This is a genomic window from Streptomyces sp. NRRL F-5650 (assembly GCF_000721365.1).
Lineage (GTDB): Bacteria > Actinomycetota > Actinomycetes > Streptomycetales > Streptomycetaceae > Streptomyces > Streptomyces ardesiacus.
In genome coordinates, this window is sequence record NZ_JOGV01000011.1 from 168,706 (window position 1) to 193,919 (window position 25,214).

23 protein-coding genes and 1 pseudogene are annotated in these 25,214 nt (G+C 72.8%); 22 read left to right on the forward strand and 2 right to left on the reverse strand.

Features of this window, described 5'->3' with window-relative positions; genetic code table 11:
• Positions 1–171 precede the first annotated feature (171 nt).
• On the forward strand, positions 172–1,377 hold the full coding sequence (gene ftsY, locus IG88_RS0113505; RefSeq protein WP_031039529.1) for a signal recognition particle-docking protein FtsY: 1,206 nt from the start codon (positions 172–174) through the stop codon (positions 1,375–1,377).
• Between the two features lie 586 nt (positions 1,378–1,963).
• Here the strand turns inward: ftsY and IG88_RS0113510 are convergent.
• Positions 1,964–2,674 carry a bifunctional DNA primase/polymerase gene (locus IG88_RS0113510; protein ID WP_051851892.1) on the reverse strand — a complete coding sequence of 237 codons (711 nt, stop codon included), beginning with the start codon at positions 2,672–2,674 and terminating at the stop codon, positions 1,964–1,966.
• A gap of 445 nt (positions 2,675–3,119) precedes the next feature.
• Between IG88_RS0113510 and IG88_RS0113515 the strand changes: the two genes are divergently transcribed.
• The 5 genes from IG88_RS0113515 to ffh all read left to right on the forward strand — a co-directional run bounded on the left by IG88_RS0113515 (position 3,120) and on the right by ffh (position 10,829).
• A complete protein-coding gene (locus IG88_RS0113515) occupies positions 3,120–4,619 on the forward strand; it encodes a hypothetical protein (RefSeq protein WP_031039535.1) in 1,500 nt (499 codons plus the stop codon).
• 320 nt (positions 4,620–4,939) lie between these two features.
• Positions 4,940–6,286 (forward strand): ammonium transporter, encoded by a 1,347-nt coding sequence (locus IG88_RS0113520; RefSeq protein ID WP_031039538.1) that lies wholly within the window; start codon positions 4,940–4,942, stop codon positions 6,284–6,286.
• Positions 6,283–6,621, forward strand: coding sequence for a P-II family nitrogen regulator (locus IG88_RS0113525; RefSeq protein WP_031039541.1), 339 nt, complete (start codon positions 6,283–6,285; stop codon positions 6,619–6,621). The genes IG88_RS0113520 and IG88_RS0113525 overlap by 4 nt, the downstream gene beginning before the upstream one ends.
• Positions 6,622–6,648: 27 nt before the next feature.
• A complete protein-coding gene (locus tag IG88_RS0113530) occupies positions 6,649–9,120 on the forward strand; it encodes a [protein-PII] uridylyltransferase (protein WP_031039543.1) in 2,472 nt (823 codons plus the stop codon).
• 158 nt (positions 9,121–9,278) lie between these two features.
• Positions 9,279–10,829 (forward strand): signal recognition particle protein, encoded by a 1,551-nt coding sequence (gene ffh / locus IG88_RS0113535; RefSeq protein WP_031039545.1) that lies wholly within the window; start codon positions 9,279–9,281, stop codon positions 10,827–10,829.
• A gap of 143 nt (positions 10,830–10,972) precedes the next feature.
• Here the strand turns inward: ffh and IG88_RS0113540 are convergent, their stop codons facing one another.
• Positions 10,973–11,878 (reverse strand): SAM-dependent methyltransferase, encoded by a 906-nt coding sequence (locus tag IG88_RS0113540; protein ID WP_031039547.1) that lies wholly within the window; start codon positions 11,876–11,878, stop codon positions 10,973–10,975.
• Between the two features lie 670 nt (positions 11,879–12,548).
• On the opposite strand from IG88_RS0113540, the gene IG88_RS0113545 reads away from it, so the two are divergent.
• The 16 genes and pseudogenes from IG88_RS0113545 (at position 12,549) to whiG (ending at position 25,147) form a co-directional block, all read left to right on the forward strand.
• Positions 12,549–13,145: a hypothetical protein gene (locus IG88_RS0113545; RefSeq protein ID WP_030188620.1), complete on the forward strand. Its 597-nt coding sequence runs from the start codon at positions 12,549–12,551 to the stop codon at positions 13,143–13,145.
• A 255-nt stretch (positions 13,146–13,400) separates the two neighbouring features.
• Positions 13,401–13,820, forward strand: a complete 420-nt coding sequence (rpsP, locus tag IG88_RS0113550) for a 30S ribosomal protein S16 (protein WP_007444852.1) — start codon at positions 13,401–13,403, stop codon at positions 13,818–13,820.
• Between the two features lie 2 nt (positions 13,821–13,822).
• Positions 13,823–14,062 carry an RNA-binding protein gene (locus IG88_RS0113555; RefSeq protein ID WP_003973401.1) on the forward strand — a complete coding sequence of 80 codons (240 nt, stop codon included), beginning with the start codon at positions 13,823–13,825 and terminating at the stop codon, positions 14,060–14,062.
• 113 nt (positions 14,063–14,175) lie between these two features.
• Positions 14,176–14,745 (forward strand): ribosome maturation factor RimM, encoded by a 570-nt coding sequence (rimM, locus tag IG88_RS0113560; RefSeq protein ID WP_031039551.1) that lies wholly within the window; start codon positions 14,176–14,178, stop codon positions 14,743–14,745.
• Complete coding sequence (trmD, locus tag IG88_RS0113565; RefSeq protein WP_031039554.1) at positions 14,745–15,578, forward strand: tRNA (guanosine(37)-N1)-methyltransferase TrmD; 834 nt, start codon at positions 14,745–14,747, stop codon at positions 15,576–15,578. The genes rimM and trmD overlap by 1 nt, the downstream gene beginning before the upstream one ends.
• A gap of 136 nt (positions 15,579–15,714) precedes the next feature.
• Entirely contained in the window at positions 15,715–16,065 is a 351-nt protein-coding gene (gene rplS / locus IG88_RS0113570; protein ID WP_018531094.1) for a 50S ribosomal protein L19, read from the forward strand.
• A gap of 45 nt (positions 16,066–16,110) precedes the next feature.
• A complete protein-coding gene (gene lepB, locus IG88_RS0113575; protein WP_031039560.1) occupies positions 16,111–16,875 on the forward strand; it encodes a signal peptidase I in 765 nt (254 codons plus the stop codon).
• Positions 16,868–17,950, forward strand: a pseudogene (gene lepB / locus IG88_RS45125) (signal peptidase I); the annotation flags it as partial. The gene lepB (IG88_RS0113575) and the pseudogene lepB (IG88_RS45125), both read left to right, overlap by 8 nt.
• Complete coding sequence (gene lepB / locus IG88_RS0113585; RefSeq protein WP_031039563.1) at positions 17,841–18,857, forward strand: signal peptidase I; 1,017 nt, start codon at positions 17,841–17,843, stop codon at positions 18,855–18,857. The pseudogene lepB (IG88_RS45125) and the gene lepB (IG88_RS0113585), both read left to right, overlap by 110 nt.
• Before the next feature lie 142 nt (positions 18,858–18,999).
• Complete coding sequence (gene lepB / locus IG88_RS0113590) at positions 19,000–19,776, forward strand: signal peptidase I (RefSeq protein WP_031039565.1); 777 nt, start codon at positions 19,000–19,002, stop codon at positions 19,774–19,776.
• Complete coding sequence (locus IG88_RS0113595; RefSeq protein WP_031039568.1) at positions 19,766–20,296, forward strand: NUDIX hydrolase; 531 nt, start codon at positions 19,766–19,768, stop codon at positions 20,294–20,296. The genes lepB (IG88_RS0113590) and IG88_RS0113595 overlap by 11 nt, the downstream gene beginning before the upstream one ends.
• Before the next feature lie 56 nt (positions 20,297–20,352).
• On the forward strand, positions 20,353–20,661 hold the full coding sequence (locus IG88_RS0113600) for a DUF2469 domain-containing protein (protein WP_003965949.1): 309 nt from the start codon (positions 20,353–20,355) through the stop codon (positions 20,659–20,661).
• A gap of 88 nt (positions 20,662–20,749) precedes the next feature.
• Positions 20,750–21,112, forward strand: a complete 363-nt coding sequence (locus tag IG88_RS0113605; protein WP_031039570.1) for a YraN family protein — start codon at positions 20,750–20,752, stop codon at positions 21,110–21,112.
• A complete protein-coding gene (locus IG88_RS0113610; RefSeq protein ID WP_031039572.1) occupies positions 21,112–22,737 on the forward strand; it encodes a YifB family Mg chelatase-like AAA ATPase in 1,626 nt (541 codons plus the stop codon). The genes IG88_RS0113605 and IG88_RS0113610 overlap by 1 nt, the downstream gene beginning before the upstream one ends.
• A 155-nt stretch (positions 22,738–22,892) precedes the next feature.
• Positions 22,893–24,023, forward strand: a complete 1,131-nt coding sequence (dprA, locus tag IG88_RS0113615; RefSeq protein WP_031039576.1) for a DNA-processing protein DprA — start codon at positions 22,893–22,895, stop codon at positions 24,021–24,023.
• Positions 24,024–24,304: 281 nt separating this feature from the next.
• Positions 24,305–25,147, forward strand: a complete 843-nt coding sequence (gene whiG, locus IG88_RS0113620; protein WP_031039579.1) for an RNA polymerase sigma factor WhiG — start codon at positions 24,305–24,307, stop codon at positions 25,145–25,147.
• Positions 25,148–25,214: the final 67 nt, after the last annotated feature.

Here is a 25,214-nt window from a genome sequence, read left to right on the forward strand (position 1 = left end):
GCCTCGATCGTGGGGGAGAGGGGACGGTCGGGACTCTACGCGCGTTGACGCATCCTCTTCCATCGTACTTTGCTCCGACTCGTTCCTTCCAGGGCCCTTTGTCCTTCGGACGAAACCACAAGGAGCCGACAGCCGGGACCCGAGCAGGGGGTCACGCATACTGGACGCGTTATGGAAATCGTCATCCTTGCTGTAGTCATCGCCGTGGTCGTGATCGGCGCGCTCGGCGGGCTGGTGGTCGGCAGTCGCCGCAAGAAGCTGCCTCCGCCGCCTCCCGCGACGCCCGACATCACCGCCCCTCCGGCCGAGCCGCACGTCGGCGAAGAGGCCGAGACGCCGCGCGACGAAACGCGCCGGACGATAGAGGAGGTCGACCTCCCGGACGGCGGCACCGCCACCGTCGAGGAGCCGCCCGTCGTCGAAGAGCTCGAGATCCCGCAGATCGAGGTTCCCGAGCCCACCGCCGGCCGTCTGGTCCGGCTCCGTGCCCGCCTCTCCCGCTCGCAGAACGCGCTCGGCAAGGGACTGCTGACCCTGCTGTCCCGGGAGCACCTCGACGAGGACACCTGGGAGGAGGTCGAGGACACGCTCCTCACGGCCGACGTCGGCGTACAGCCCACCCAGGAGCTGGTCGAGCGGCTGCGCGAGCGGGTGAAGGTGCTCGGCACCCGCACCCCCGAGGAGCTGCGCGGACTGCTGCGCGAAGAGCTGATCAACCTCGTCGGCCCCGACATGGACCGCGAGGTCAGGACCGAGCCCGCCACCGGCAAGCCCGGCATCGTGATGGTCGTCGGGGTCAACGGCACCGGCAAGACCACCACCACCGGCAAGCTCGCCCGCGTCCTGGTCGCCGACGGCCGCAGCGTCGTCCTCGGTGCCGCCGACACCTTCCGTGCCGCCGCCGCCGACCAGCTCCAGACCTGGGGCGAGCGCGTCGGCGCCCACACCGTGCGCGGGCCGGAGGCCGGCGACCCGGCGTCCGTGGCCTTCGACGCGGTCAAGGAGGGCAAGGAGCTGGGTTCGGACGTCGTGCTCATCGACACCGCCGGCCGCCTGCACACCAAGACCGGCCTCATGGACGAGCTGGGCAAGGTCAAGCGCGTCGTGGAGAAGCACGCGCCGCTGGACGAGGTGCTGCTCGTGCTCGACGCCACCACGGGCCAGAACGGGCTGATCCAGGCCCGGGTCTTCGCCGAGGTCGTGGACATCACCGGCATTGTGCTCACCAAGCTGGACGGCACGGCCAAGGGCGGCATCGTGGTCGCCGTGCAGCGCGAACTGGGCGTGCCGGTCAAGCTGATCGGGCTCGGCGAGGGCGCGGACGACCTGGCACCGTTCGAGCCCGCGGCCTTCGTGGACGCCCTCATCGGCGAGTGACGCAGCCTGCGGCGCCCTGCGTACGCACGCGTGAGAAGCGCCCGCCTCCCGGACCGGGGGACGGGCGCTTCGCCGTGTCGGGCGGCCCGTGCGCCGCGGCGCACGCCTCCTGAGCGACACCGCGCGGCGGCCGGGAAGCCGCCGGGGCACTCCGGAGTTGTGGGAGCGGCGCGGGTGGTGGCCCGGAGGGGGCCTGGGGGGAGCGCGGGGGCCGGGGCGGGGGCCGGTGCGGGGAGCGGTGTGGTCCGGGCGGCTGACCCGGGGCTCCGGGACGGCGCTGGGCCGCTCTGGCGGTGTGGGGGAGGTGCGGGTGGTGGCTCGGAGGGCTCAGGGGAGGAACTGCGGGGGTGGCCCGGGGTGGGTGTGGGTGCGGTGTCGTTTGGCCGGGTGATCCGGGGGCCTGGGACGGCGCCGAGCCGCTCTGGAGGTGCGGGGCGTCTGCGGCTGCGGGGGCGTCGGGGCGGGGTGCCGGTGTGGTCCGTGCCGGTGTGCCGGTGTGTCGGTGCGCCGGTGCGCCGGTGCGCCGGTGCGGACCGGGTGGCTGACCCGGTGAGTCATGAAACCGCCGGGTGACGCCGGGGACGGTCTAGACGGTCCCCTGGTGGCTCCGGTCGAGGCCGGTGGTCTGCGCCCGGGACCGGTGGGCCAGGTACGCCAGCGTCCCCAGGAGCAGCCTGGCCGCCGGGGGCCGCGTGGCCGAGTCGAGGGCCGGGGGCCGCAGCCAGCGCACCGCGCCCCGGCCCCCGCGGTCGGAGGGCGGCGCCGTGATGTACGTACCCGGGCCGAGGCCGCGCAGGTCGAGGGCGGACGGATCGTCCCAGCCCATGCGGTACAGCAGCCGGGGCAGCTCGGCGGCGGCGCCCGGCGCGACGAAGAACTGGGCGCGGCCCTGCGGCGTCGCCGCGACCGGGCCGAGCGGGAGGCCCATGCGCTCCAGCCGGGCCAGTGCCCGCAGGCCGGCGGGCTCGGCCACCTCGATCACGTCGAAGGCCCGCCCGGCCGCGAGCATCACCGCCGCGCCGGGAAACCGCCCCCACGCCTCGCTCGCCTCGTCGAGCCGCGCCCCGGCGGGAACCTCGGGCGCGAAGTCCAGGGGGTGCGCGCCCGGCGCCGGGCAGTCGGGCAGGCCGCACGAGCAGGCGCCCGCGGCGGCCCGGGCGCCCGGGACCACGTCCCAGCCCCACAGCCCGGTGAACTCGGCCACAACGGTGCACTCCGAGGCGCGGCCGCGGCGGCGCGCACCGGACCGGATCTCGCGCATGCCCCGACTGCTGCCGATGCCGATGGTGAAACCCATGCCCCCTCCAACGGGTCCGGCGCGGTGACGGTTACGCAGCGGACGTGAGACGTGACTCTCTGCTTCCACCTCCCCAGTCCCGGGCGATTCAGGCAGCGCCCGGAAGCACGCCGGGTAGTGCGCCCGGCCGTGCACGCTCCGGCGTGCACCGTTGCACCGACTCCAGAGTGGCGTGTGTCAAGTGAATCGCGTCCCGGCCGCGCTGAGTTCATTCGAAGGGGTGGCGAATGGTGGCGATTCCGCAATCGCCATGGCTGAACGAGTGATCGCGGGACTACTTTGAGTGCATGGAGCCTTGGGGCACATGCACTTGTGGGTATGCCGGAGGCAACCCGGTTCTCCGTTCGAAGGGTGGCAACCACCGGACGGAGCGCCGTGACCACCGGCATTCTGATAGGGCTTGGCGCACTCGGCGACAGGTGGTCTCAGGGATGGGGGCGTTCCAGTGAGCGGCAACGGCGGAAGCGGTACGAGCGCGGGGAGTGCGTCGCACCCCGACAAGCGCCCGAACGAGCTGCTCACGTCCTGGTTCGCCCGCAGCGGCTGGTCCAAGGGCGAGCTGGCCCGCCAGGTCAACCGCCGGGCCCGCCAGCTCGGCGCCAATCACATCTCCACCGACACCTCGCGCGTGCGCCGCTGGCTCGACGGGGAGAACCCGCGCGAACCCATCCCGCGGATCCTGTCCGAGCTGTTCTCCGAGCGTTTCGGCGTCGTCGTCTCCGTCGAGGACCTGGGCCTGCGTTCCACCCGCCCCACCCCCTCCGCGACCGGCGTCGACCTCCCCTGGACGGGCCCGCAGACCGTGGCCCTGCTCAGCGAGTTCTCGCGCAGCGACCTCATGCTGGCGCGGCGCGGCTTCCTCGGGAGCTCGCTGGCCCTCTCCGCGGGCCCGTCCCTCATCGAGCCCATGCAGCGCTGGCTCGTCCCCACCCCCTCCGCCGGCCAGTCCGCCGAACGCGAGGGCGCCGCCCCCGGCTCCCGCGCGCGCGGGAGGCTGTCCCGGCCGGAGCTGGAGCTGCTGGAGTCCACGGCCGTCATGTTCCGCCGCTGGGACGCCCAGTGCGGCGGCGGTCTGCGCCGCAAGGCCGTCGTCGGCCAGCTCCACGAGGTCACCGACCTGCTCCAGGAACCCCAGTCGGAGACCACCCGCGCCAAGCTCTTCAAGGTCGCCGCCGAGCTGGCCGAGCTGGCCGGCTGGATGTCGTACGACGTGGGGCTCCAGCCCACCGCCCAGAAGTACTTCGTGCTCGCCCTGCACGCCGCCAAGGAGGCGGGGGACCGGCCGCTGGGCTCGTACATCCTCTCCAGCATGAGCCGTCAGATGATCCACCTCGGCCGGCCCGACGACGCCCTGGAACTGATCCATCTCGCCCAGTACGGCAGCCGCGACTGCGCCGGCCCCCGCACCCAGTCGATGCTGTACGCGATGGAGGCCCGCGCCTACGCCAACATGGGCCAGCCCGGCCGCACCAAGCGAGCGGTGCGCATGGCCGAGGACATCTTCGCCGAGGCCGACGAGTGGGACGAGCCGGACCCCGACTGGATCCGCTTCTTCTCCGAGGCCGAACTGCACGGCGAGAACAGCCACTCCTTCCGCGACCTGGCCTACGTCGCGGGCCGCAGCCCCGCCTACGCCTCCCTCGCCGACCCCCTGATGCGCCGGGCCGTGGAGCTGTTCGCCAAGGACGAGGAACACCAGCGGTCCTACGCGCTCAACCTCATCGGCATGGCCACCGTGCACCTGCTGCGCCGCGAGCCCGAGGAGAGCGCCGTCCTCGCCAAGCAGGCCATGGGCATCGCCAAGAAGGTCCGCTCCGAACGCGTCAACACCCGCATCCGCAAGACCGTCGACACGGCCGTACGCGATTTCGGCGACCTCGGTGAGGTCGTCGACCTCACCGAACGGCTCGCCGTCGAGCTGCCGGAGACCGCCGAAGCGGTCTGAACCCCCACCAGCCCCGGCCGCGGCCGGCCCTCCCGAACTGCCCGACTCGGCTCCCCCATGCCAGGTCATTCGGAGGCCCGCCGCGGCCGGCTCGTCACCCGGTACCGACCACCCGCGCACGGTGGCCGGCGCGCGGGACGGCGGCCGGCCGTTCACCCACGCGTAACACGCACCGCGCCTTCGTCACGGCGGCGAAACACCGAGGGGCCTCCACGGAAACCGCGCTGCGCCAGTCTCGTGGCGCATAACCGGCCCACCCCTCACCGCCCGCCCGCCAGGCTTCGCCCGCACGGGGCCGTACCAACGACGAGGAGACGCCGATGGCTCCAGCCATCACGCTCGCGGCAGAGACCGAGCTCTCCGCCGCCAACACAGGCTTCATGCTCATCTGCTCCGCCCTGGTGATGCTCATGACGCCCGCCCTGGCCTTCTTCTACGGAGGCATGGTCCGCGTCAAGAGCACCCTGAACATGCTGATGATGAGCTTCATCAGCCTCGGGATCGTCACCGTCCTGTGGGTGCTCTACGGCTTCTCCATGGCGTTCGGCACCGACTCCGGCAGCCTCGTCGGCTGGAACTCCGACTGGCTCGGCCTCAGCAACATCGGCCTGACCGAGCTGTGGGACGGATACACGATCCCCGTCTTCGTGTTCCTGGTCTTCCAGCTCATGTTCGCCGTCCTCACCCCGGCCCTGATCAGCGGCGCCCTCGCGGACCGCGTGAAGTTCACCGCCTGGGCGCTGTTCATCGCCCTGTGGGCCACGATCGTCTACTTCCCCGTCGCCCACTGGGTCTGGGGCGCCGGCGGCTGGGCCTTCGAACTGGGCGTGATCGACTTCGCCGGCGGAACCGCCGTGCACATCAACGCCGGTGCGGCCGCGCTCGGCGTGATCCTCGTCATCGGCAAGCGGGTCGGGTTCAAGAAGGACCCGATGCGCCCGCACAGCCTGCCGCTGGTCATGCTCGGCGCGGGCCTGCTCTGGTTCGGATGGTTCGGCTTCAACGCCGGGTCGTGGCTCGGCAACGACGACGGCGTCGGCGCGCTGATGTTCGTCAACACCCAGGTCGCCACCGGCGCCGCCGTCCTCGGCTGGCTCGCCTACGAGAAGATCCGGCACGGCGCCTTCACCACCCTCGGCGCGGCCTCCGGCGCCGTCTCCGGCCTGGTCGCCATCACCCCGGCCGGCGGCGCGGTCTCCCCGCTCGGCGCGATCGCCGTCGGGCTCATCGCCGGCGTGGTCTGCGCCATGGCCGTCGGCCTGAAGTACAAGTTCGGCTACGACGACTCCCTCGACGTGGTCGGCGTCCACCTCGTCGGCGGCATCCTCGGCTCGCTGCTCATCGGCTTCTTCGCCAGCGGCAAGGGCCAGTCCGACGTCCAGGGCCTCTTCTACGGCGGCGGCCTCGACCAGTTCTGGAAGCAGTGCGCCGGCGTCTTCGGCGTCCTCGCCTACTCCCTGGTCGTCTCCGCGGTCCTCGCCCTCCTGCTGGACAAGACGATCGGCATGCGGGTACCGGAGGACGTCGAGGTGGCCGGCATCGACCAGGCCGAGCACGCCGAGACCGCATACGACTTCAGCGGCGCCGGCGGCGGTGCCGCCCGGACGACCGCCGCACCGGCCGCCTCCACGGCCGCGCCGGCCCCGAGCAAGAAGGTGGACGCATGAAGCTCATCACCGCCGTCGTCAAGCCGCACCGGCTCGACGAGATCAAGGAGGCCCTCCAGGCCTTCGGGGTCCACGGCCTGACCGTCACCGAGGCCAGCGGTTACGGCCGCCAGCGCGGACACACCGAGGTCTACCGCGGTGCCGAGTACACCGTCGACCTCGTGCCCAAGATCCGCATCGATGTCCTGGCCGAGGACGACGACGCCGAGCAGCTCATCGACGTCGTGGTCAAGGCGGCCCGCACCGGCAAGATCGGCGACGGCAAGGTCTGGGCGGTCCCGGTCGACACGGCCGTACGGGTCAGGACCGGCGAGCGCGGACCCGACGCGCTCTGACACGACGGACGGACAAGGAGTCGCCGGGTGACGAGTACGGACGTGACGCAACCAGCAGAAGGCCCGCAACCCGGCGGCTACGCGGCGGCCCGGCTGCGCCTCCTCACCGAGGGGGCGCGGACCGGGCCGCCGCGCCGCAGGGCACTGGCCGAACTGACCGACGCCTGGCTGGCCGGCCTCTTCGGCGCGGCCACCGCACACCCCGCGGGGGTCTCCCTCGTCGCGGTCGGCGGATACGGGCGCGGCGAACTCTCCCCGCGCAGCGACCTGGACCTGCTCCTGCTGCACGACGGCCGGGACGACAAGGCCGTCGCGGCCCTCGCCGACCGCCTCTGGTACCCGGTCTGGGACCTCGGCCTCGACCTCGACCACTCCGTCCGCACCCCGCAGCAGGCCCGGAAGACTGCGGGCGAGGACCTCAAGGTCCACCTCGGGCTCCTGGACGCCCGCCACCTCGCCGGAGACCTCGGCCTGACCACCGCCCTGCGCACCGCCGTCCTCGCCGACTGGCGCAACCAGGCCCCCAAACGCCTCCCCGAACTCCGGGACCTGTGCGCCGAGCGCGCCGAACGCCAGGGCGAGCTGCGGTTCCTGCTGGAACCCGACCTCAAGGAGGCCAGAGGCGGCCTGCGCGACGCCACCGCCCTGCGCGCCGTCGCCGCGTCCTGGCTGGCCGACGCCCCGCGCGAGGGCCTCGACGACGCCCGGCGCCGGCTCCTCGACGTACGCGACGCCCTGCACCTGGCGACCGGCCGGGCCACCGACCGGCTGGCCCTCCAGGAACACGACGAGGTGGCCGCCGCACTGGGCCTCCTGGACGCGGACGCGCTGCTGCGGCAGGTGTACGAGGCGGCCCGGGTCATCTCCTACGCGGGCGACGTCACCTGGCGCGAAGTGGGGCGCGTCCTGCGCGCACGCTCCGTACGGCCGAGGCTGCGCGCCCTGATGGGCGGGAGGAACGGCGGGAAACCGGTCACCGAGCGCTCCCCGCTCGCCGAAGGCGTCGTGGAGCAGGACGGCGAGGTGGTACTCGCCCGCACCGCGCGCCCCGAACGCGACCCCGTACTCCCGCTGCGCGCCGCGGCCGCCGCCGCGCAGGCCGGCCTCCCGCTCTCCCTGCACGCCGTCCGGCGCCTGGCGGCCACCGCGCGCCCCCTGCCCACGCCCTGGCCCGCCGAGGCACGGGAGCAACTGGTGACCCTGCTGGGCTCCGGCCGCCCCACCGTGCAGGTCTGGGAGGCCCTGGAGGCCGAGGGCCTGGTCACCCGGCTGCTGCCCGACTGGGAGCGGGTCCGCTGCCGTCCGCAGCGCAACGCCGTGCACCTGTGGACCGTCGACCGGCACCTGATCGAGACCGCCGTCCGCGCCGCCGGATTCACCCGCCGCGTGCACCGCCCCGACCTGCTGCTGGTCGCCGCGCTGCTGCACGACATCGGCAAGGGCTGGCCCGGCGACCACTCCGTGGCCGGCGAGACGATCGCCCGGGACGTGGCCACCCGCATCGGCTTCGACCGCACGGACGCGGCCGTCCTCGCCACCCTCGTACGCCACCACCTGCTGCTCGTGGAGACCGCCACCCGGCGCGACCTCGACGACCCGGCCACCGTGCGCGGGGTCGCGGAGGCGGTCGGCACGGAGCGGACGCTGGAACTGCTGCACGTCCTGACCGAGGCGGACGCGCTGGCCACGGGCCCGGCCGCCTGGTCCTCCTGGCGCGGCGCGCTCGTCGCCGACCTGGTGAAACGGGTCGCCTCGGTGCTGGCCGGGGACCCGCCCGGCGAACCCGCCGCCGCGACGCCCACCGCCGAACAGGAACGGCTCGCGGTCGAGGCGTTCCGCACGGGCGGCCCCGTACTGGCGCTGCGGGCACGGGCCGAGCCACCCGCCGATCCGGCAGCGGCCGACGCCTCCCCGGCCGACGGCCCCGAGCCGCTCGGCGTGGAACTGATGATCGCCGTACCCGACCAGGCCGGGGTGCTCCCCGCCGTGGCCGGGGTCCTGGCCCTGCACCGCCTGACCGTCCGCACCGCCGAGCTGCGGTCCGTCCCGCTGCCGGACGGCGTCGACGGCTCGGTGCTGCTCCTCGACTGGCGGGTCGCCGCGCAGTACGGCTCCCTGCCCCAGGCCGCCAGGCTCCGGTCCGACCTGGTCAGGGCCCTGGACGGCACCCTGGACATCGCAGCGCGGCTCGCCGAACGGGACGCCGCCCATCCCCGGCGCCGGGGCGTGGAGCCGCCCTCGCCCCGCGTGACCGTCGCCCCGGCCGCGTCCCGGCTGGCCACCGTGATCGAGGTCCGCGCCCAGGACGCGCCGGGACTGCTGTTCCGGCTGGGGCGCGCACTGGAGGCGGCCGGGGTGCGGGTACGCAGCGCGCACGTGTCGACACTGGGGGCGAACGCGGTGGACGCGTTCTACGTCACCGGTCACGGGGGTGCGCCGTTGCCGGGGGAGGAGGCGGCGTCGGTGGCGCGGGGGCTGGAGGAGTCGCTGCGGGGGTGACCTTCCGGCCGAGTCGTGCGTCGACCGAGCACGCTCCCCGACGCGGGGACACCAGTCCCCCCGTCCGCCCGTTGCAGCGGGCAGGGACGATTTGCTCGCCGGGCCGGATACCCTGGAGGGCGACCCACACCAACGCCGACGCGAGGACCTACGCCGCCGTGTTCGATACTCTCTCCGACCGCCTGTCAGCCACCTTTAAATCCCTCCGGGGCAAAGGAAGGCTGACCGAGGCGGACATCGACGCCACGGCCCGCGAGATCCGCATCGCGCTCCTCGAGGCAGACGTGGCGCTGCCCGTCGTGCGCGCCTTCATCAAGAAGGTCAAGGAGCGTTCTCTCGGCGCCGAGGTCTCCAAGGCACTGAATCCCGCGCAACAGGTCCTCAAAATCGTCAATGAGGAACTGGTCGGCATCCTCGGCGGCGAGACCCGCCGCCTGCGCTTCGCCAAGCAGCCGCCGACCGTGATCATGCTGGCCGGTCTGCAGGGTGCCGGTAAGACCACCCTCGCGGGCAAGCTGGGCCGCTGGCTCAAGGAGCAGGGCCACTCGCCGCTGCTGGTCGCCTGTGACCTCCAGCGCCCCAACGCCGTCAACCAGCTCAGCGTCGTCGCCGAGCGCGCCGGTGTCGCGGTCTACGCCCCCGAGCCGGGCAACGGCGTGGGCGACCCGGTCCAGGTCGCCAAGGACTCCATCGAGTTCGCCAAGGCCAAGGTGCACGACCTGGTCATCGTCGACACCGCCGGCCGCCTGGGCATCGACCAGGAACTGATGCAGCAGGCCGCGGACATCCGCGACGCGGTCTCCCCGGACGAGATCCTCTTCGTCGTCGACGCGATGATCGGTCAGGACGCGGTCAACACCGCCGAGGCCTTCCGCGACGGCGTCGGCTTCGACGGCGTGGTGCTCTCCAAGCTCGACGGCGACGCCCGCGGTGGCGCGGCCCTGTCGATCGCCTCGGTGACCGGCAAGCCGATCATGTTCGCGTCGAACGGCGAGAAGCTCGAGGACTTCGACGCCTTCCACCCGGACCGGATGGCCTCCCGCATCCTCGACATGGGTGACCTGCTCACCCTGATCGAGCAGGCGGAGAAGACGTTCAGCCAGGAAGAGGCCGAGAAGATGGCCTCCAAGCTGGCGTCCAAGAAGGGCCAGGACTTCACCCTGGACGACTTCCTGGCCCAGATGGAGCAGGTCCGGAAGATGGGCTCCATCTCCAAGCTGCTCGGCATGCTGCCCGGCATGGGGCAGATGAAGGACCAGATCAACAACCTCGACGAGCGCGACGTCGACCGCACGGCCGCCATCATCAAGTCGATGACCCCGGCCGAGCGCCAGGAGCCGACGATCATCAACGGCTCGCGCCGCGCCCGTATCGCCAAGGGTTCCGGCGTCGAGGTCAGCGCGGTCAAGTCGCTGGTGGAGCGGTTCTTCGAGGCCCGCAAGATGATGTCCCGCATGGCCCAGGGCGGTGGCATGCCGGGGATGCCGGGGATGCCCGGCATGGGCGGCGGGCCGGGCCGGCAGAAGAAGCAGCAGAAGAAGGCCAAGGGCAAGCAGCGCTCGGGCAACCCGATGAAGCGCAAGCAGCAGGAGCAGGAGGAGGCCGCCCGCCGGGCCGCCGCCGCGCAGGGCGGGGGCGCCCTCGGGCTGCCGCAGCAGGGCGGTCAGAACTTCGAACTGCCGGACGAGTTCAAGAAGTTCATGGGCTGACGCCCGTCCGTACCTGAGCACCGGGGGCGGCATTCCCCACCGGGGATGCCGCCCCCGGTTGTCCTCGCGGCCCGGCGCCTCCTGGGAGGGGCCTGGACCGCGAGGGAGGGGTGTTCCCCGACGGTGGACCGGCGCAGGTGGCGTCAGGGCACCCGGGCGACGAGGTAGCGGAAGACGTTCGGCATCCACACCGTTCCGTCCGGCCGCCGGTGGGGGTGCAGGGCTTCCGTCAGCTCCTTGTCGACCTGTTCCGGGTCGGTCGCCGCGACCGCCGCGTCGAACAGCCCCGTCGAGAGCAGTCCGCGCACCGCGCTGTCCATGTCGGCGTATCCGAACGGGCACGCCACCCGCCCCGAGCCGTCCGGCCTGAGCCCGGCCCGCTGGGCGACCTCCTCCAGGTCGTCGCGCAGGGCGGGGCGCCAGCTTCCGGGTCCGCGCAGCGGGTCGGAGAGCCGGGCGGCCACTCGCAGCACCGATGCGGTGGCGCACCGCTCGGGCGGGCCCCAGCCGGTCAGCACCACGGCCGCCCCTCGCGCGGCGAGCGGTGTCGCCCGGCCGAGGAGGGCACCGAGTTCCTCCGAGTCGCCCGTACGGCATCCGGTGGGCTCGAAGGCGGTCACCAGGGTGTACGCCGGTGCCGTGGGGTCCGCGGCGTCCTCGGGCGGCCCCTCGACGATCCGCGGGGCGCCGGCCCGCGCGCGCGTGCCCTCCGCCGCGGGGGACTGGGGCCCGTGCACCGTCCCCTGCTCCCCGGGGGTGCCGGGGAGCAGGCGCCGGCGGGCCAGGGCCAGGAGTTCCGGGGAGCGGGAGTCGACCCCGGTCACCGCGGCGCCGCGCGAGGCGGCCATGAGCAGGGCGAGACCGGAGCCGCAGCCCAGCCCCAGCACGCGCGTGTCGCCGCCCACGTCCAGTCGCTCGTGGACGGCCTCGTAGAGCGGTACGAGCATCCGCTCCTGTATCTCGGACCAGTCACGCGCGCGTGCCCGCAGGTCCACGTGAGGTGTCGTCCCCGCGTGAGTCGAGTGCTGCCGCACGAGCGTAGGTGTCATAGGAAGCGCCCCAATCGCCGAGTGTTGCCGCCGTGCCCGATTCCTTGGCCCCCGTGCAGTGCGCTCGCACTCCCCCCGTATGCCAGGAAACTCCGGGCTCGCCGTGGCGTCCAGTGGTGACGGGGGCCGGTCTGCCCGATCCCCGGCAGCCTGGCGAGATTTCACTTCCCGGCAACATGGGCGTGACCGCGTGGTACCCCGGGTGGCGCGGTCCCGTGTCCTCGGCCGGATGGCCGGATCGTGTCGCTGGGCGGCGACCGTGGGTGGCCGCGGTGCGGAGTGACCGGTTCCGGCCAAGGTCGGCCGGCCCGGCGGCCACCGCGCGGTGACCCGACGCGCGGGGAGGCGGGGCGGTGCCGCACGCCGGGGGCTCACCCGGTAACGTCGCACCCGTCGACGCGCCTGCCCGGACGGCGTCCCTCGGGCGCGACAGTGACCGAAACGCCTCTTGCGCCCTCGCGGGCAGCGCGCACTCCGGCGTACGTGCGCCACGTACACGCCGGCGCGTACGTCGGACTACGCACCGGCTTGGTACGAGCTGTGAGGCTTCTCCGCAGATCAGCGCACCCGCCCTCGTCGGGACGCATCAGCGGCAACTGACTGGTACGTGCAAATTATTTGGGATGCCCCGGAATAGGAACACAGGGGCACCCCGGCTCGTTGTCATTACGTGAGCACGACACCACCTGTTCTCGCCGCAGAGCTGGCGCAGGCGTGGGCCGACATTCAGCGGCACCACACCGAGCTGCCCGATCTTGCCGCGCCCGAGTCCCTGATCGGAGAGTCGTCGTCCGCCTGCGGGCACGAGCTCTCCTTCGAGCGACTGCTTCACGAGGCAGTCCACGGCATCGCCGCCGCGCGCGGAGTACGCGACACCTCCCGCGCGGGGCGCTACCACAACCGCCGATTCCTCGCGATCGCCGAGGAGCTGGGCCTGGACCACCCCGAGGAGCCGCATCCCAGCAGTGGCTTCTCGCTGGTCACGCTCACCCCCGAGGCGAAGCGCCGCTACCGCCCGACGATCGAACGCCTCCAGCGCGCGCTGAAGGCCCACACCGCCGCCACCGCGACCGACACGGCCCGCAGCTTCCGCGGTCCGGCCGCCCGCCACGGCTCCTCCGGGGGAGGGGTGCGCGTGAAGGCGGTCTGCGACTGCGGTCGCAATGTGCGCGTCGTCCCCTCGGTGCTGGCCCAGGCGCCGATCATGTGCGGCGGCTGCGGCAAGCCGTTCCGCATCCCGGAGGTGGTCGGCGCGGGAGTGAGCTGACGGTCCGGCTGCTCGTGGCGGCCGGACCGGGGCCGGGCCCGTCGTCCGGGGCCGAGCGGTCCGCCCGCGGGGCGGACCCGGTGCCCTCGGTCCGGCGGGCCCGCCCACGTGTGGCACAATGGCTAGCTGTACTCGACAGTCGCACAGGACCCCTCTCTCCTCCGGCTGACGCGTCCATCGGGCACTCGGGTACCGCAACCCCACGCGGCTCTCTCGCCGTGCCCACCCACGTCAAATCCAGGAGAACCCACTCCCGTGGCAGTCAAGATCAAGCTGAAGCGTCTGGGCAAGATCCGTTCGCCTCACTACCGCATCGTCGTCGCCGACTCCCGTACCCGCCGTGACGGCCGGGCCATCGAGGAGATCGGCAAGTACCACCCGACGTACAACCCGTCGGTGATGGAGGTCGACGCCGAGCGTGTCGCGTACTGGCTCGGTGTCGGCGCCCAGCCGACCGAGCCCGTGCTCGCCATCCTGAAGAAGACCGGCGACTGGCAGAAGTTCAAGGGCGAGCCTGCCCCGGCTCCGCTGCTCCAGCCGGCCGAGAAGGCGGCCCGCCCGTCCTTCGAGGCGATCGGTGGCGAGGACGAGGGCAAGGGTGAGGCGATCACCCAGAAGAAGAAGGCCGACAAGAAGGACGAGGCCGCCGCCGAGTCCTCCGCGTCCGAGGCCTGAGCATGCTCGAGGAGGCTCTCGAGCACCTCGTGAAGGGCATCGTCGACAACCCTGACGATGTGCAGGTCGCCTCGCGCAACCTGCGCCGCGGGCGGGTGCTCGAGGTCCGGGTCCACCCCGACGACCTCGGCAAGGTGATCGGCCGCAACGGCCGCACCGCACGCGCCCTGCGCACCGTCGTGGGCGCCATCGGCGGCCGCGGTGTCCGTGTCGACCTCGTCGACGTGGACCACGTCCGCTGACGCCAATCGCAGCACCGGCTCGGGCCGGGGAAGGCCACTGGGCCGTCCCCGGCCCGCAGTCGTATGAGCCCGTCGTACGGGCTCGCCGCAGTTCCGACAGGAGATCAAGCACAGTGCAGTTGGTAGTCGCGCGCATCGGCCGCGCCCACGGCATCAAGGGCGAGGTGACCGTCGAGGTCCGCACGGACGAGCCGGAGCTGAGGCTGGGGCCCGGTGCCGTACTGGCCACCGACCCCGCCTCCGCCGGACCGCTCACCATCGAGACCGGCCGGGTGCACAGCGGCCGCCTCCTGCTGCGCTTCGCCGGCGTCCACGACCGCACCGGGGCCGAGGCGCTGCGCAACACGCTCCTGATCGCCGACGTCGACCCGGACGAGCGGCCCGAGGACGAGGACGAGTACTACGACCACCAGCTCATCGACCTCGACGTGGTGACCGCCGACGGCACCGGGGTCGGCCGCATCACCGAGATCTCCCACCTGCCCACGCAGGACCTGTTCGTGGTGGAGCGCCCCGACGGCAGCGAGGTCTACGTGCCGTTCGTCGCCGAGATCGTCACCGCGATCGACCTGGACGAGCAGCGCGCGGTCATCGACCCGCCGCCCGGCCTCGTCGACGACCGTGCCGAGATCGCCTCCTCGCGCGACGCGGACGACGCCGACGGCCCGGGAGACGACGCCTGATGCGGCTCGACGTCGTCACGATCTTCCCGGAGTACCTCGAACCGCTGAACATCTCCCTCGTCGGCAAGGCACGCGCGCGTGGACAGCTCGGCGTCCACGTGCACGACCTGCGCGACTGGACGTACGACCGGCACAACACGGTCGACGACACCCCCTACGGCGGCGGCCCCGGCATGGTCATGAAGACCGAGCCGTGGGGCGACGCCCTGGACGCCGTCCTGGCCGACGGCTACGAGGCGGGCTCCGGCGAGCCCGCCCTCGTCGTGCCCACGCCCAGCGGCCGGCCCTTCACCCAGGAACTCGCCGTCCAGCTCTCCGAGCGGCCCTGGCTGATCTTCACCCCCGCCCGCTACGAGGGCATCGACCGCCGTGTCGTCGACGAGTACGCGACCCGGATGCCCGTGTACGAGGTGTCCATCGGCGACTACGTCCTGGCCGGCGGCGAAGCGGCCGTCCTGGTCGTCACCGAGGCCGTGGCCCGGCTGCTGCCCGGCGTGCTCGGCAACGCGGAGTCCCACCGGGACGACTCCTTCGCCCCCGGCGCCATGGCGAACCTGCTGGAGGGCCCCGTCCACACCAAGCCGCCGCGGTGGCGCGGGCGCGGCATCCCCGACGTGCTGCTCAGCGGCCACCACGGGAAGATCGCCCGCTGGCGCCGCGACGAGGCCCTGCGCCGCACCACCGCCAACCGGCCCGACCTGATCGAACGGTGCGATCCCGCCGCCTTCGACAAGAAGGACCGCGAGATGCTGTCCATCCTGGGCTGGCAGCCCGACCCGGACGGGGAACCGTACGGCCGATTTTGGCGCAGGACCCCGGGCATGGAAGAATAGGCGGCTGTTGTGCGTCCGTCCGGAGCGCGCCCCTGCCACAGGGGGAGAAGACGCCCGTCCCGACCCGCACGGCACTGATTCCGAAACACCTAGTTTCCGTCGATGACCTGTGGCATCGGCGAAGAAAGCAGACGAAATGTCTCACCTGCTCGACTCCGTCGACGCCGCGTCGCTGCGCAGCGACGTCCCGGCCTTCCGCCCCGGCGACACCGTCAACGTCCACGTGCGCGTCATCGAGGGCAACCGCTCCCGTGTGCAGCAGTTCAAGGGCGTCGTCATCCGCCGTCAGGGCGCCGGCGTGCGCGAGACCTTCACGGTCCGCAAGGTCTCCTTCTCCGTCGGCGTCGAGCGCACCTTCCCGGTGCACACCCCGATCGTGGAGAAGATCGAGCTCGTCACCAAGGGTGACGTCCGCCGCGCCAAGCTGTACTACCTGCGCGAGCTGCGCGGCAAGGCCGCCAAGATCAAGGAGAAGCGCGAGAACTGAGCGCCCTCCGAGGTCCGTGCCGGGGCCGGATAGCATCTGGCCCCGATGGACACCGAAGCACAGCACACGGAGCGCGACCGCTCCTCCCTTCCCTCCGACTCCGAGCCGCCCTCGGATCCGGACGGTCCGGAGGAACGGTCGCGTTCCGCGTTCACGGGGCGGATCAGGGACTGGGTGCCGGGCGGCCGGATCACCGTGACCCTGCTGGTCCTGATGCTGTTCCTGCTGCTGCTCAGCACCTTCGTGCTGCAGCCGTTCCAGATCCCGAGCGGATCGATGGAGCGCGGATTGAGGATCGGTGACCGCGTTCTCGTAAACAAGTTGGCGTACCGTTTCGACCGTCGGCCGCAGCGGGGCGACATCGTCGTCTTCGACGGCACCGGGCTCTTCGGGCACGGCGACTACATCAAACGCGTTGTCGGTGTGGGCGGCGACCACGTGGTGTGCTGCGACGAGGAGGGGAGGCTCCGGGTGAACGGTCAGTCGGTCGACGAGTCGGCGTTCCTGTTCCCCGGCGACCGGCCCTCCACGGTCCCCTTCGACGTCGTCGTCCCCGACGGCACCCTCTTCGTCCTCGGCGACCACCGCGCCGACTCCAGCGACTCCCGCGACCACCTGGGCTCCCCGGGCGGCGGGATGATCCCGCTGGACAAGGTGATCGGCCGCGCCGACTGGATCGTCTGGCCCTTCGGCCACGCCACCCACCTCGGCCGTCCCGACGCCTACGCGCGCGTGCCGGACGCGGCAACCGGCGCCGAGCCCGCGCACGCGGGGGCCGGGGAGGCGCGCGCCAGGGACGGCGATGGGTAGCCGGGGCAAGCCGCGGGGAGCGCCCAGCAGCCCCGCGGAGAACCTGCTGCCCACCGGTTCGCGCCGTGCCGTCGCACCGTCCGGCGGCCGTTCGCGCGCCGAGCGCCGCAAGCTCCAGCGCAAGGTCAAGCGGCGGCGCAGACGCAGTGCCGTCAAGGAGATCCCGCTCCTCGTCGGTGTCGCGGTCCTCATAGCGCTGGTGCTCAAGACCTTCCTCGTCCAGGCCTTCGTGATCCCGTCGGGTTCCATGGAACAGACCATCCGGATCGGCGACCGGGTCCTGGTGGACAAGCTCACCCCCTGGTTCGGTTCCGAGCCGCAGCGCGGGGACGTCGTCGTCTTCCGGGACCCCGGCGGCTGGCTGGCGGGCGAGCAGACCACCAAGAAGGACGACCCCGTCGTCGTCAAGCAGGTCAAGGAGGGGCTCGCCTTCATCGGGCTGCTGCCGTCCGACGACGAGAAGGACCTCATCAAGCGGGTCGTCGGCGTGGGCGGCGACCACGTCAAGTGCTGCGACAAGCAGGGGCGCGTCACCGTCAACGGAGTCCCCCTGGACGAGGACTACCTGTACCCCGGGGACAGCCCGTCCCGGACGCCGTTCGACGTCACCGTGCCCGAGGGGCGGCTGTGGGTGATGGGCGACCACCGGTCCAACTCCGCGGACTCCCGCGCCCACCAGGAGAGCGACTTCGGCACCGTGTCCCAGGACGAGGTGGTGGGGCGGGCCATGGTGATCGCATGGCCGTTCGGTCACTGGACCACCCTGGACGAACCGAAAACGTACGCGTCCGTGTCCGACTCGGCCTCCGGTTCGACCGCCGCTCCCGGGCTGTCGCATAGGGTTGCCCCCTACGATCCGAACGCGATGATGGAACTCCCGACCCCTGCGGAACTCCCGCTCGTTATGGGAGTGGTGGGCCTGCGCCGTATCCGGGGCAGGCGGCGGCAGAGAGTGAGGAGTTGGCGTGGGGGATGTGGCGGTTGGCGCACGGTCCGGACACGACGGCGAGGAGAACCGCGGACGCCCCGAGGAGGCGGCCGGCCCGGCGTCGGTCGGCGCCCCGGACTCCGGGTACGGCTCCGGGACCGAGGACGGCAGGGTGACGAACGGACAGAGCGGTCAGAACGGGCACAACGGCGGGACCGAGGACGAGGGGATCGGCGGGACGCCGCCCGCGGCACCTCCCGCGGCGAAGAAGCAGCGCTCCTTCTGGAAGGAACTGCCGATCCTGATCGGCATCGCGCTGGTGCTCGCTCTGCTGATCAAGACGTTCCTGGTGCAGGCGTTCTCGATCCCGTCGTCCTCGATGGAGAACACCCTGCAGATCGGTGACCGGGTCCTGGTCGACAAACTGACCCCCTGGTTCGGCTCCGAACCCGAGCGCGGTGAGGTCGTCGTCTTCCACGACCCGGCCGACTGGCTGGCGGGCGAGCCGACGCCCGAGCCGAACGCGCTGCAGACGGTCCTGAGCTGGATCGGGCTGATGCCGTCCGCGGACGAGAAGGACCTGATCAAGCGGGTCATCGGCGTCGCCGGTGACACGGTCGAGTGCAACAAGACCGGCCCGCTCAAGGTCAACGGCAAGGCGCTGAACGAGCCGTACGTCTATCCCGGCAACACGCCGTGCTCGGACGACGACCAGGGCGGACGGTTCAAGGTCACGGTGCCCGAGGGCAAGCTCTGGGTCATGGGCGACCACCGGCAGAACTCCCGGGACTCGCGCTACAACCAGTCGGACAAGAACGGCGGCATGGTCCCGGTGGACGAGGTCGTCGGCCGCGCGATCGTGGTCGCCTGGCCCATGGACCACTGGAGCACGCTGCCGGTCCCGGAGACCTTCGACCAGGACGGCCTGCAGTCCCAGGCCCAGTCCTCGGCCGCCGCCGCGCTGACGGTCGCGCCGCAGGGGCTGGCCGTCGCCGGGGTGGTCCCGTTCGTCTGGTGGCGCCGCCGCCGCACCGCGCCCGCCGAGACCCGCTGACGCGTCCCCCGGCCGTACGGTCCCGGCCGGTGCGCGGCGGCCTGCGTGAGCGTCGCCCGGCGGGGCAGCCCCCTGCCGACCGTCTTCCGGCGGCCGGGAGGGGGCTGCCCCGCCGCCGTACCGCCGGGTAAGGTGCGGCTCCATGGGTGGCGAGAGCACGACACGTACGGCCCCGCGCGGCGCCGGAGCGGACAAGGGCCCGGCGGGCAGTCGGACCGGACAGCGGCTGTCCGGCATCGCCGTGGCGCTGGGGCTGGTGATGTTCCTCGGCGGGTTCGCCTGGGGCGCGGTGCTCTACCGGCCCTACACCGTGCCGACCAGTTCGATGACGCCGACCATCGACGCCGGTGACCGGGTCCTGGCGCAGCGCATCGACGGTGCCGACGTCCGCCGCGGGGACGTCGTCGTCTTCAAGGACGCGACCTGGGCCAACGCCCCCATGGTCAAGCGGGTCGTCGCCGTCGGCGGGGACACCGTCTCCTGCTGCCAGAAGGGCAAGCTGAAGGTCAACGGCAAGGTGATCGACGAACCGTACCTGCCCGACGGCACCCCGGCCGAGATCAGCGACTTCCCGACCGTGACCGTCCCGGAGGGCCGCCTCTTCCTGCTCGGCGACGAGCGCGGCAACTCCGTGGACTCCACCGCCCACCTCACCGACGCGGCCGGCGGCACCGTGTCGCGGGGCGCCGTGGACGCCCGCGTGGACGCCGTGGCCTGGCCGATGAACGGCATGCTGGAGCGGCCGACCGGCTTCGAGACGCTGGGCGACCTGTCCTCGCCGGGCCCGCTGCGCACGGTCCTGGCGCTGGTGATCGCCGGGGCGGTGCTGATCCTGGGCGGCGCGGCCTACGGTCCGCTCGCCCAGCGGGCCCGGGCCTCCCGCGCCCGGCAGGGGGCGGAGCCGACCGGTGGCCGCTGAGCAGACCCCGGCGGGCCGGGACACATACGAGGGCGGACTGCGCCGGGTCGCCCGGGTCGTGCTGCTCGACCCCGAGGACCGCGTCCTGCTGCTGCACGGGCACGAACCCGACGATCCCGCCGACGACTGGTGGTTCACCCCCGGCGGCGGCGTGGAGGGCGACGAGACCCGCGAGGAGGCGGCCCGGCGCGAACTGCTGGAGGAGACCGGCATCACCGACGTCGAGCTGGGTCCGGTCCTGTGGCGGCGCAGGTGCTCCTTCCCCTTCGCGGGCCGCCGCTGGGACCAGGACGAGTGGTACTACCTGGCCCGCACCGACCGGACCGCCGCCGGGACCGTCGGCCCCGGCCTGACCGAACTGGAGCGGCGCAGCGTCGCCGGAGCGCGCTGGTGGACGTGTCAGGAACTGACCCGGGCACGTGAGACGGTGTATCCGACCAGACTCGCCGAGCTGCTGCGCACGCTGCTCGACGAAGGTCCCCCGGCCGGCCCGGTGACCCTGGACACCGAAATCGTCTAGGGGTGCACGGGACTGGCGCACAATGGGGGGACCGTACGGCTGAAGGGGAACATGCCATGAGCGCCGAGGACCTCGAGAAGTACGAGACCGAGATGGAGCTCAAGCTCTACCGGGAGTACCGCGACGTCGTCGGACTGTTCAAATACGTGATCGAGACCGAGCGGCGCTTCTACCTCACCAACGACTACGAGATGCAGGTGCACTCCGTCCAGGGCGAGGTGTTCTTCGAGGTCTCCATGGCTGATGCCTGGGTGTGGGACATGTACCGGCCGGCCCGGTTCGTGAAGCAGGTGAGGGTGTTGACGTTCAAGGACGTGAACATCGAGGAGCTGAACAAGAGTGACCTGGAGCTTCCCGGCGGGTGACGGAGTTTTCCACAAGCGGTGGCTTGTTCACCGTGAGTGACGGGGTCTCGCCGTCTGCGTGATCGTTGGTGCCGGAGGTGGTGCCGACATGAACGCACGAGGTGCGATGGGCAAGTACGGCGAGACACTCGCCGCCCGCAGGCTGGCCGGGGCCGGGATGACCGTCCTGGAGCGCAACTGGCGCTGCGGCAGGACCGGCGAGATCGACATCGTGGCCCGGGACGGGGACGTCCTGGTCGTCTGCGAGGTCAAGACCCGCAGGGGCGGCTCGTTCGAGCACCCGATGGCCGCCGTGACCCCGGACAAGGCGGAGCGGCTGCGGCGGCTGGCCGAGCGCTGGATCCAGACCCACGGGGGAGCTCCGCCCGGCGGTGTCCGCATCGACTTGGTCGGCGTCCTCCTCCCGCAGCGCGGCGCCCCCGTGGTCGAGCACGCCCGGGGGGTGGCGTGATGGGGTTCGCGCGTACGTGCTCGGTGGCGCTCGTCGGCGTGGAGGGCGTGGTGGTGGAGGTCCAGGCCGACCTGGAGCCGGGGGTGGCGGCGTTCACGCTGGTGGGGCTGCCGGACAAGAGCCTCAGCGAGAGCCGGGACCGGGTGCGGGCGGCCGTGGTCAACTCGGGTGCGGAGTGGCCCCAGAAGAAGCTGACGGTGGGGCTCAGCCCGGCGTCGGTGCCCAAGAGCGGCAGCGGCTTCGACCTCGCCGTCGCCGCGAGCGTCCTGGGCGCCGCGGAGCGGATCGACCCGCGGGTGCTCGCGGACATCGTGATGATCGGGGAACTGGGGCTGGACGGGCGAGTGCGGCCCGTGCGCGGCATCCTGCCGGCGGTGCTGGCCGCGGCCGACGCGGGGTACGAACAGGTGGTCGTGCCGGAGTGCGCCGCCGCCGAGGCATCCCTCGTGCCCGGGGTGTCGGTGCTCGGCGTGCGCAGCCTGCGCCAGTTGATCGCGGTCCTCGCCGACGAACCCGTGCCGGAGGAGGAGCAGGACCAGCAGGGCCGCCCCGACCCGCTGCTGGCCGGCCTGCGCATGCCCGGCACCGGCGCGGCCACCGGGATGCACAGTGTGGGAGCGGCTCAGCACGACCACGGACACGATCTCGCCGACGTCGTCGGACAGGAGTCGGCGCGCACGGCGGTGGAGGTCGCCGCGGCCGGCCGCCACCACCTGTTCCTGGAAGGGCCGCCGGGCGCCGGCAAGACCATGCTCGCCGAACGGCTGCCCGCCATCCTGCCCCGGCTCTGCCGGGCGGAGTCCCTGGAGGTCACCGCCGTGCACTCGGTGGCGGGCCTGCTGCCGCCGGGCAAACCGCTGATCGACGTGGCCCCCTACTGCGCTCCCCACCACTCCGCCACGATGCAGGCCCTCGTCGGCGGCGGCCCGGGCATCGCGCGCCCGGGAGCCGTGTCACTGGCACACAGGGGTGTCCTGTTTCTGGACGAGACACCGGAGTTCAGCAGCCACGCGCTGGACGCCCTGCGGCAGCCGCTGGAGGCGGGGCACGTCGTCATCGCGCGCAGCGCCGGGGTGGTGCGCTTCCCGGCCCGGTTCCTCATGGTGCTCGCCGCCAACCCCTGCCCCTGCGGGCGGTTCTCGCAGACCGACGAGTTGTGCGAGTGCCCGCCCTCGGCGATCCGCCGCTACCAGGCGCGGCTGTCGGGGCCGCTGCTCGACCGGGTCGACCTGCGGGTCGAGGTGGACCGGGTCACGCGCAGCCAACTGGCGGGCGACGGCCCCCGGGGCGACGCCACCGCGACGGTCGCCGACCGGGTGCGAGCGGCCCGGGAGCGGGCGGCGGCCCGCCTCGCGGGCACCCCGTGGCGGTCCAACAGCGAGGTGCCCGGCCGGGAACTGCGCAGCCGCTGGCGGGCCGCGCCCGGCGCGCTGGACGAGGCGGAGCGCGGTCTGGAACGCGGCGTCCTCACCGCCCGCGGACTCGACCGCGTGCTGCGCGTCGCCTGGACCGTGGCGGACCTCGTCGGCCACGACCGCCCCGGAGCCGGGGATGTCGCCCTGGCGCTGCAACTGCGCACCGGGGTGCCGCGGGGCGTGCCGATGGCTCTGGGAGCACTGACGTGACCGGCGCCGACAGGCCGCCGGAGGCCGCCCCGAGCGGTGACGGCGGGCCGGCGCAGGCCGACTCCCTCTTCCGTCCCGCCGCCGTGTCCGCCGCAGGCGGGGGTCCGGCCCCCGGAGACACAACGGCACGGGACGAGGGGACCGCGGAACGCGAGCTGCTCGGGCGGGTCTTCCTCACCCGGGTCCTCGAACCCGGCGACGAGACCGGCGGACGGTGGGTACGCGAGCGCGGTGTGCCGGAGGTGGTGCGGCGCCTGCGCGGGGGCGGGCGCGCGCTGCCGGGGGTGAGCGAGAAACGGTGGGCGGGCCTGTGCGCCCGGGCGGACCGGGCCGATCCGCGCCGGGACCTGGCCGTCGCCGGGTCCGCGGGGGCGCGGTTCGTGATCCCCGGGACCGCCGAGTGGCCGGGGCAGCTCGACGACCTCGGTGACGCCCGCCCCCTCGGGCTGTGGGTGCGGGGCGGGCCCAGTCTGCGCATGTGGGCGCTGAGGTCGGTCGCCGTCGTGGGTGCCCGCGCCTGCACCGAGTACGGGGCCCACATGGCCACCGCTCTCGCCGCCGGGCTGGCCGAGCGCGGCTGGGTCGTGGTGTCCGGCGGTGCCTACGGCGTCGACGGCGCCGCCCACCGCGGCGCCCTCGGCGCCGGTGGCGCCACCGCGGCGGTGCTGGCCTGCGGCGTCGACCGTCCCTACCCTCCCGGGCACACGGCGCTGATCAGCAGGATCGCCGAGCAGGGCCTGGTCGTCGGAGAGCTGCCGCCGGGCGATCATCCGACGCCGAGCAGATTCGTCCTGCGCAACCGGGTCATCGCCGCGCTCACCCGGGGCACCGTGGTGGTGGAGGCCGCCCACCGCAGCGGATCGCTGGTCACCGCCCGGGCGGCCCGGCGGCTGGGCCGGCACGTGATGGGGGTGCCGGGACCCGCGACCAGCGCGCTCTCCGCCGGGGTGCACGAACTGCTGCGCGGCGACGCGGTACTCGTCGGCGACGCCGCCGAGGTGGTCGAGCTGGTGGGCGCCATGGGAGAGCTGCCTCCGGAGCGGTGCGGGCCGGTCCTGCCCACCGACCTGCTGGAGCCCCGCACCCGCCGGACGCTGGCCGCGCTCCCCGGGCGGGGAGCGGCGACGGCGGCCGAGGTGGCCCGCGGCGCGCAGACCACGGCGGACGACGCGACCGCGAGACTGTACGAGCTTCGAGCGCTTGGTTACGTCGAACGACACGGCGACGGCTGGAAGTTGACACGCCAGGCGATGATCTCGATTCGCGGTGGCCGAAGTCCGTGCTGACGCACCGTGTTCGGCCGTCCGGGGGAAGCCCGACGCCCGTGGGGTTGCGGGCAGTTGAGGTATTCGAGTGATCACCGAGAGCGATCACCGTCCCCCCTGTGGAGCGTTCAGCGGAACGTATCTGCGTAGGGTGGCCGCCCACTCCTTCGCACACCGCGACGGTCCAGTCACGCTACGCTCACGATGACCCCCACGCAGACGGCCGACAGCAGGTGACAACCAGAAGGCAGACCGGCGGCCTCACGCGCACGACATCACGGCAGAACGGCACTAGGCGACGAATGCCCCAGCACACCTCCGGGTCCGACCGGGCGGCGATCCCCCCAGCCGCCCGCGACGGTGGCAGCGTGCGACCGTCCGCCCCCTCGACGCTCGACGAGCTGTGGCGGTCGTACAAGGCGACCGGCGACGAGCGGCTGCGGGAACAGCTCATCCTGCACTACTCGCCCCTCGTGAAGTACGTGGCGGGCCGGGTCAGCGTGGGGCTGCCGTCCAACGTCGAACAGGCCGACTTCGTCTCCTCGGGAGTCTTCGGACTGATCGACGCCATCGAGAAGTTCGACGTCGACCGCGAGATCAAGTTCGAGACGTACGCGATCACCCGGATCCGGGGCGCGATGATCGACGAACTGCGCGCGCTGGACTGGATCCCGCGGTCGGTGCGGCAGAAGGCGCGCAACGTGGAGCGTGCGTACGCGACGCTGGAGGCGCGGCTGCGCCGCACCCCCTCGGAGAGCGAGGTCGCCGGGGAGTTGGGGATCGCCGTGGAGGATCTCCACGCGGTCTTCAGCCAGTTGTCGCTGGCCAACGTGGTGGCCCTGGAGGAGCTGCTGCACGCGGGCGGCGAGGGCGGCGAGCGGCTGAGCCTGATGGACACGCTGGAGGACACCGCCGCCGACAACCCGGTGGAGGTCGCCGAGGACCGGGAGCTGCGGCGGCTCCTGGCCCGGGCGATCAACACACTGCCGGAGCGGGAGAAGACCGTCGTCACGCTCTACTACTACGAGGGCCTCACACTCGCCGAAATCGGAAACGTGCTGGGCGTCACGGAGAGCAGAGTCAGCCAGATTCACACCAAGTCGGTGTTGCAGCTCCGCGCCAAGCTCGCGGGTTTCGGCCGCTGACCTGGGCCGGTGGCACGCGGGAGACCCGGCCGGCGCACCCGGCGGTGAGCGTGCGGCCGGTGCGTGA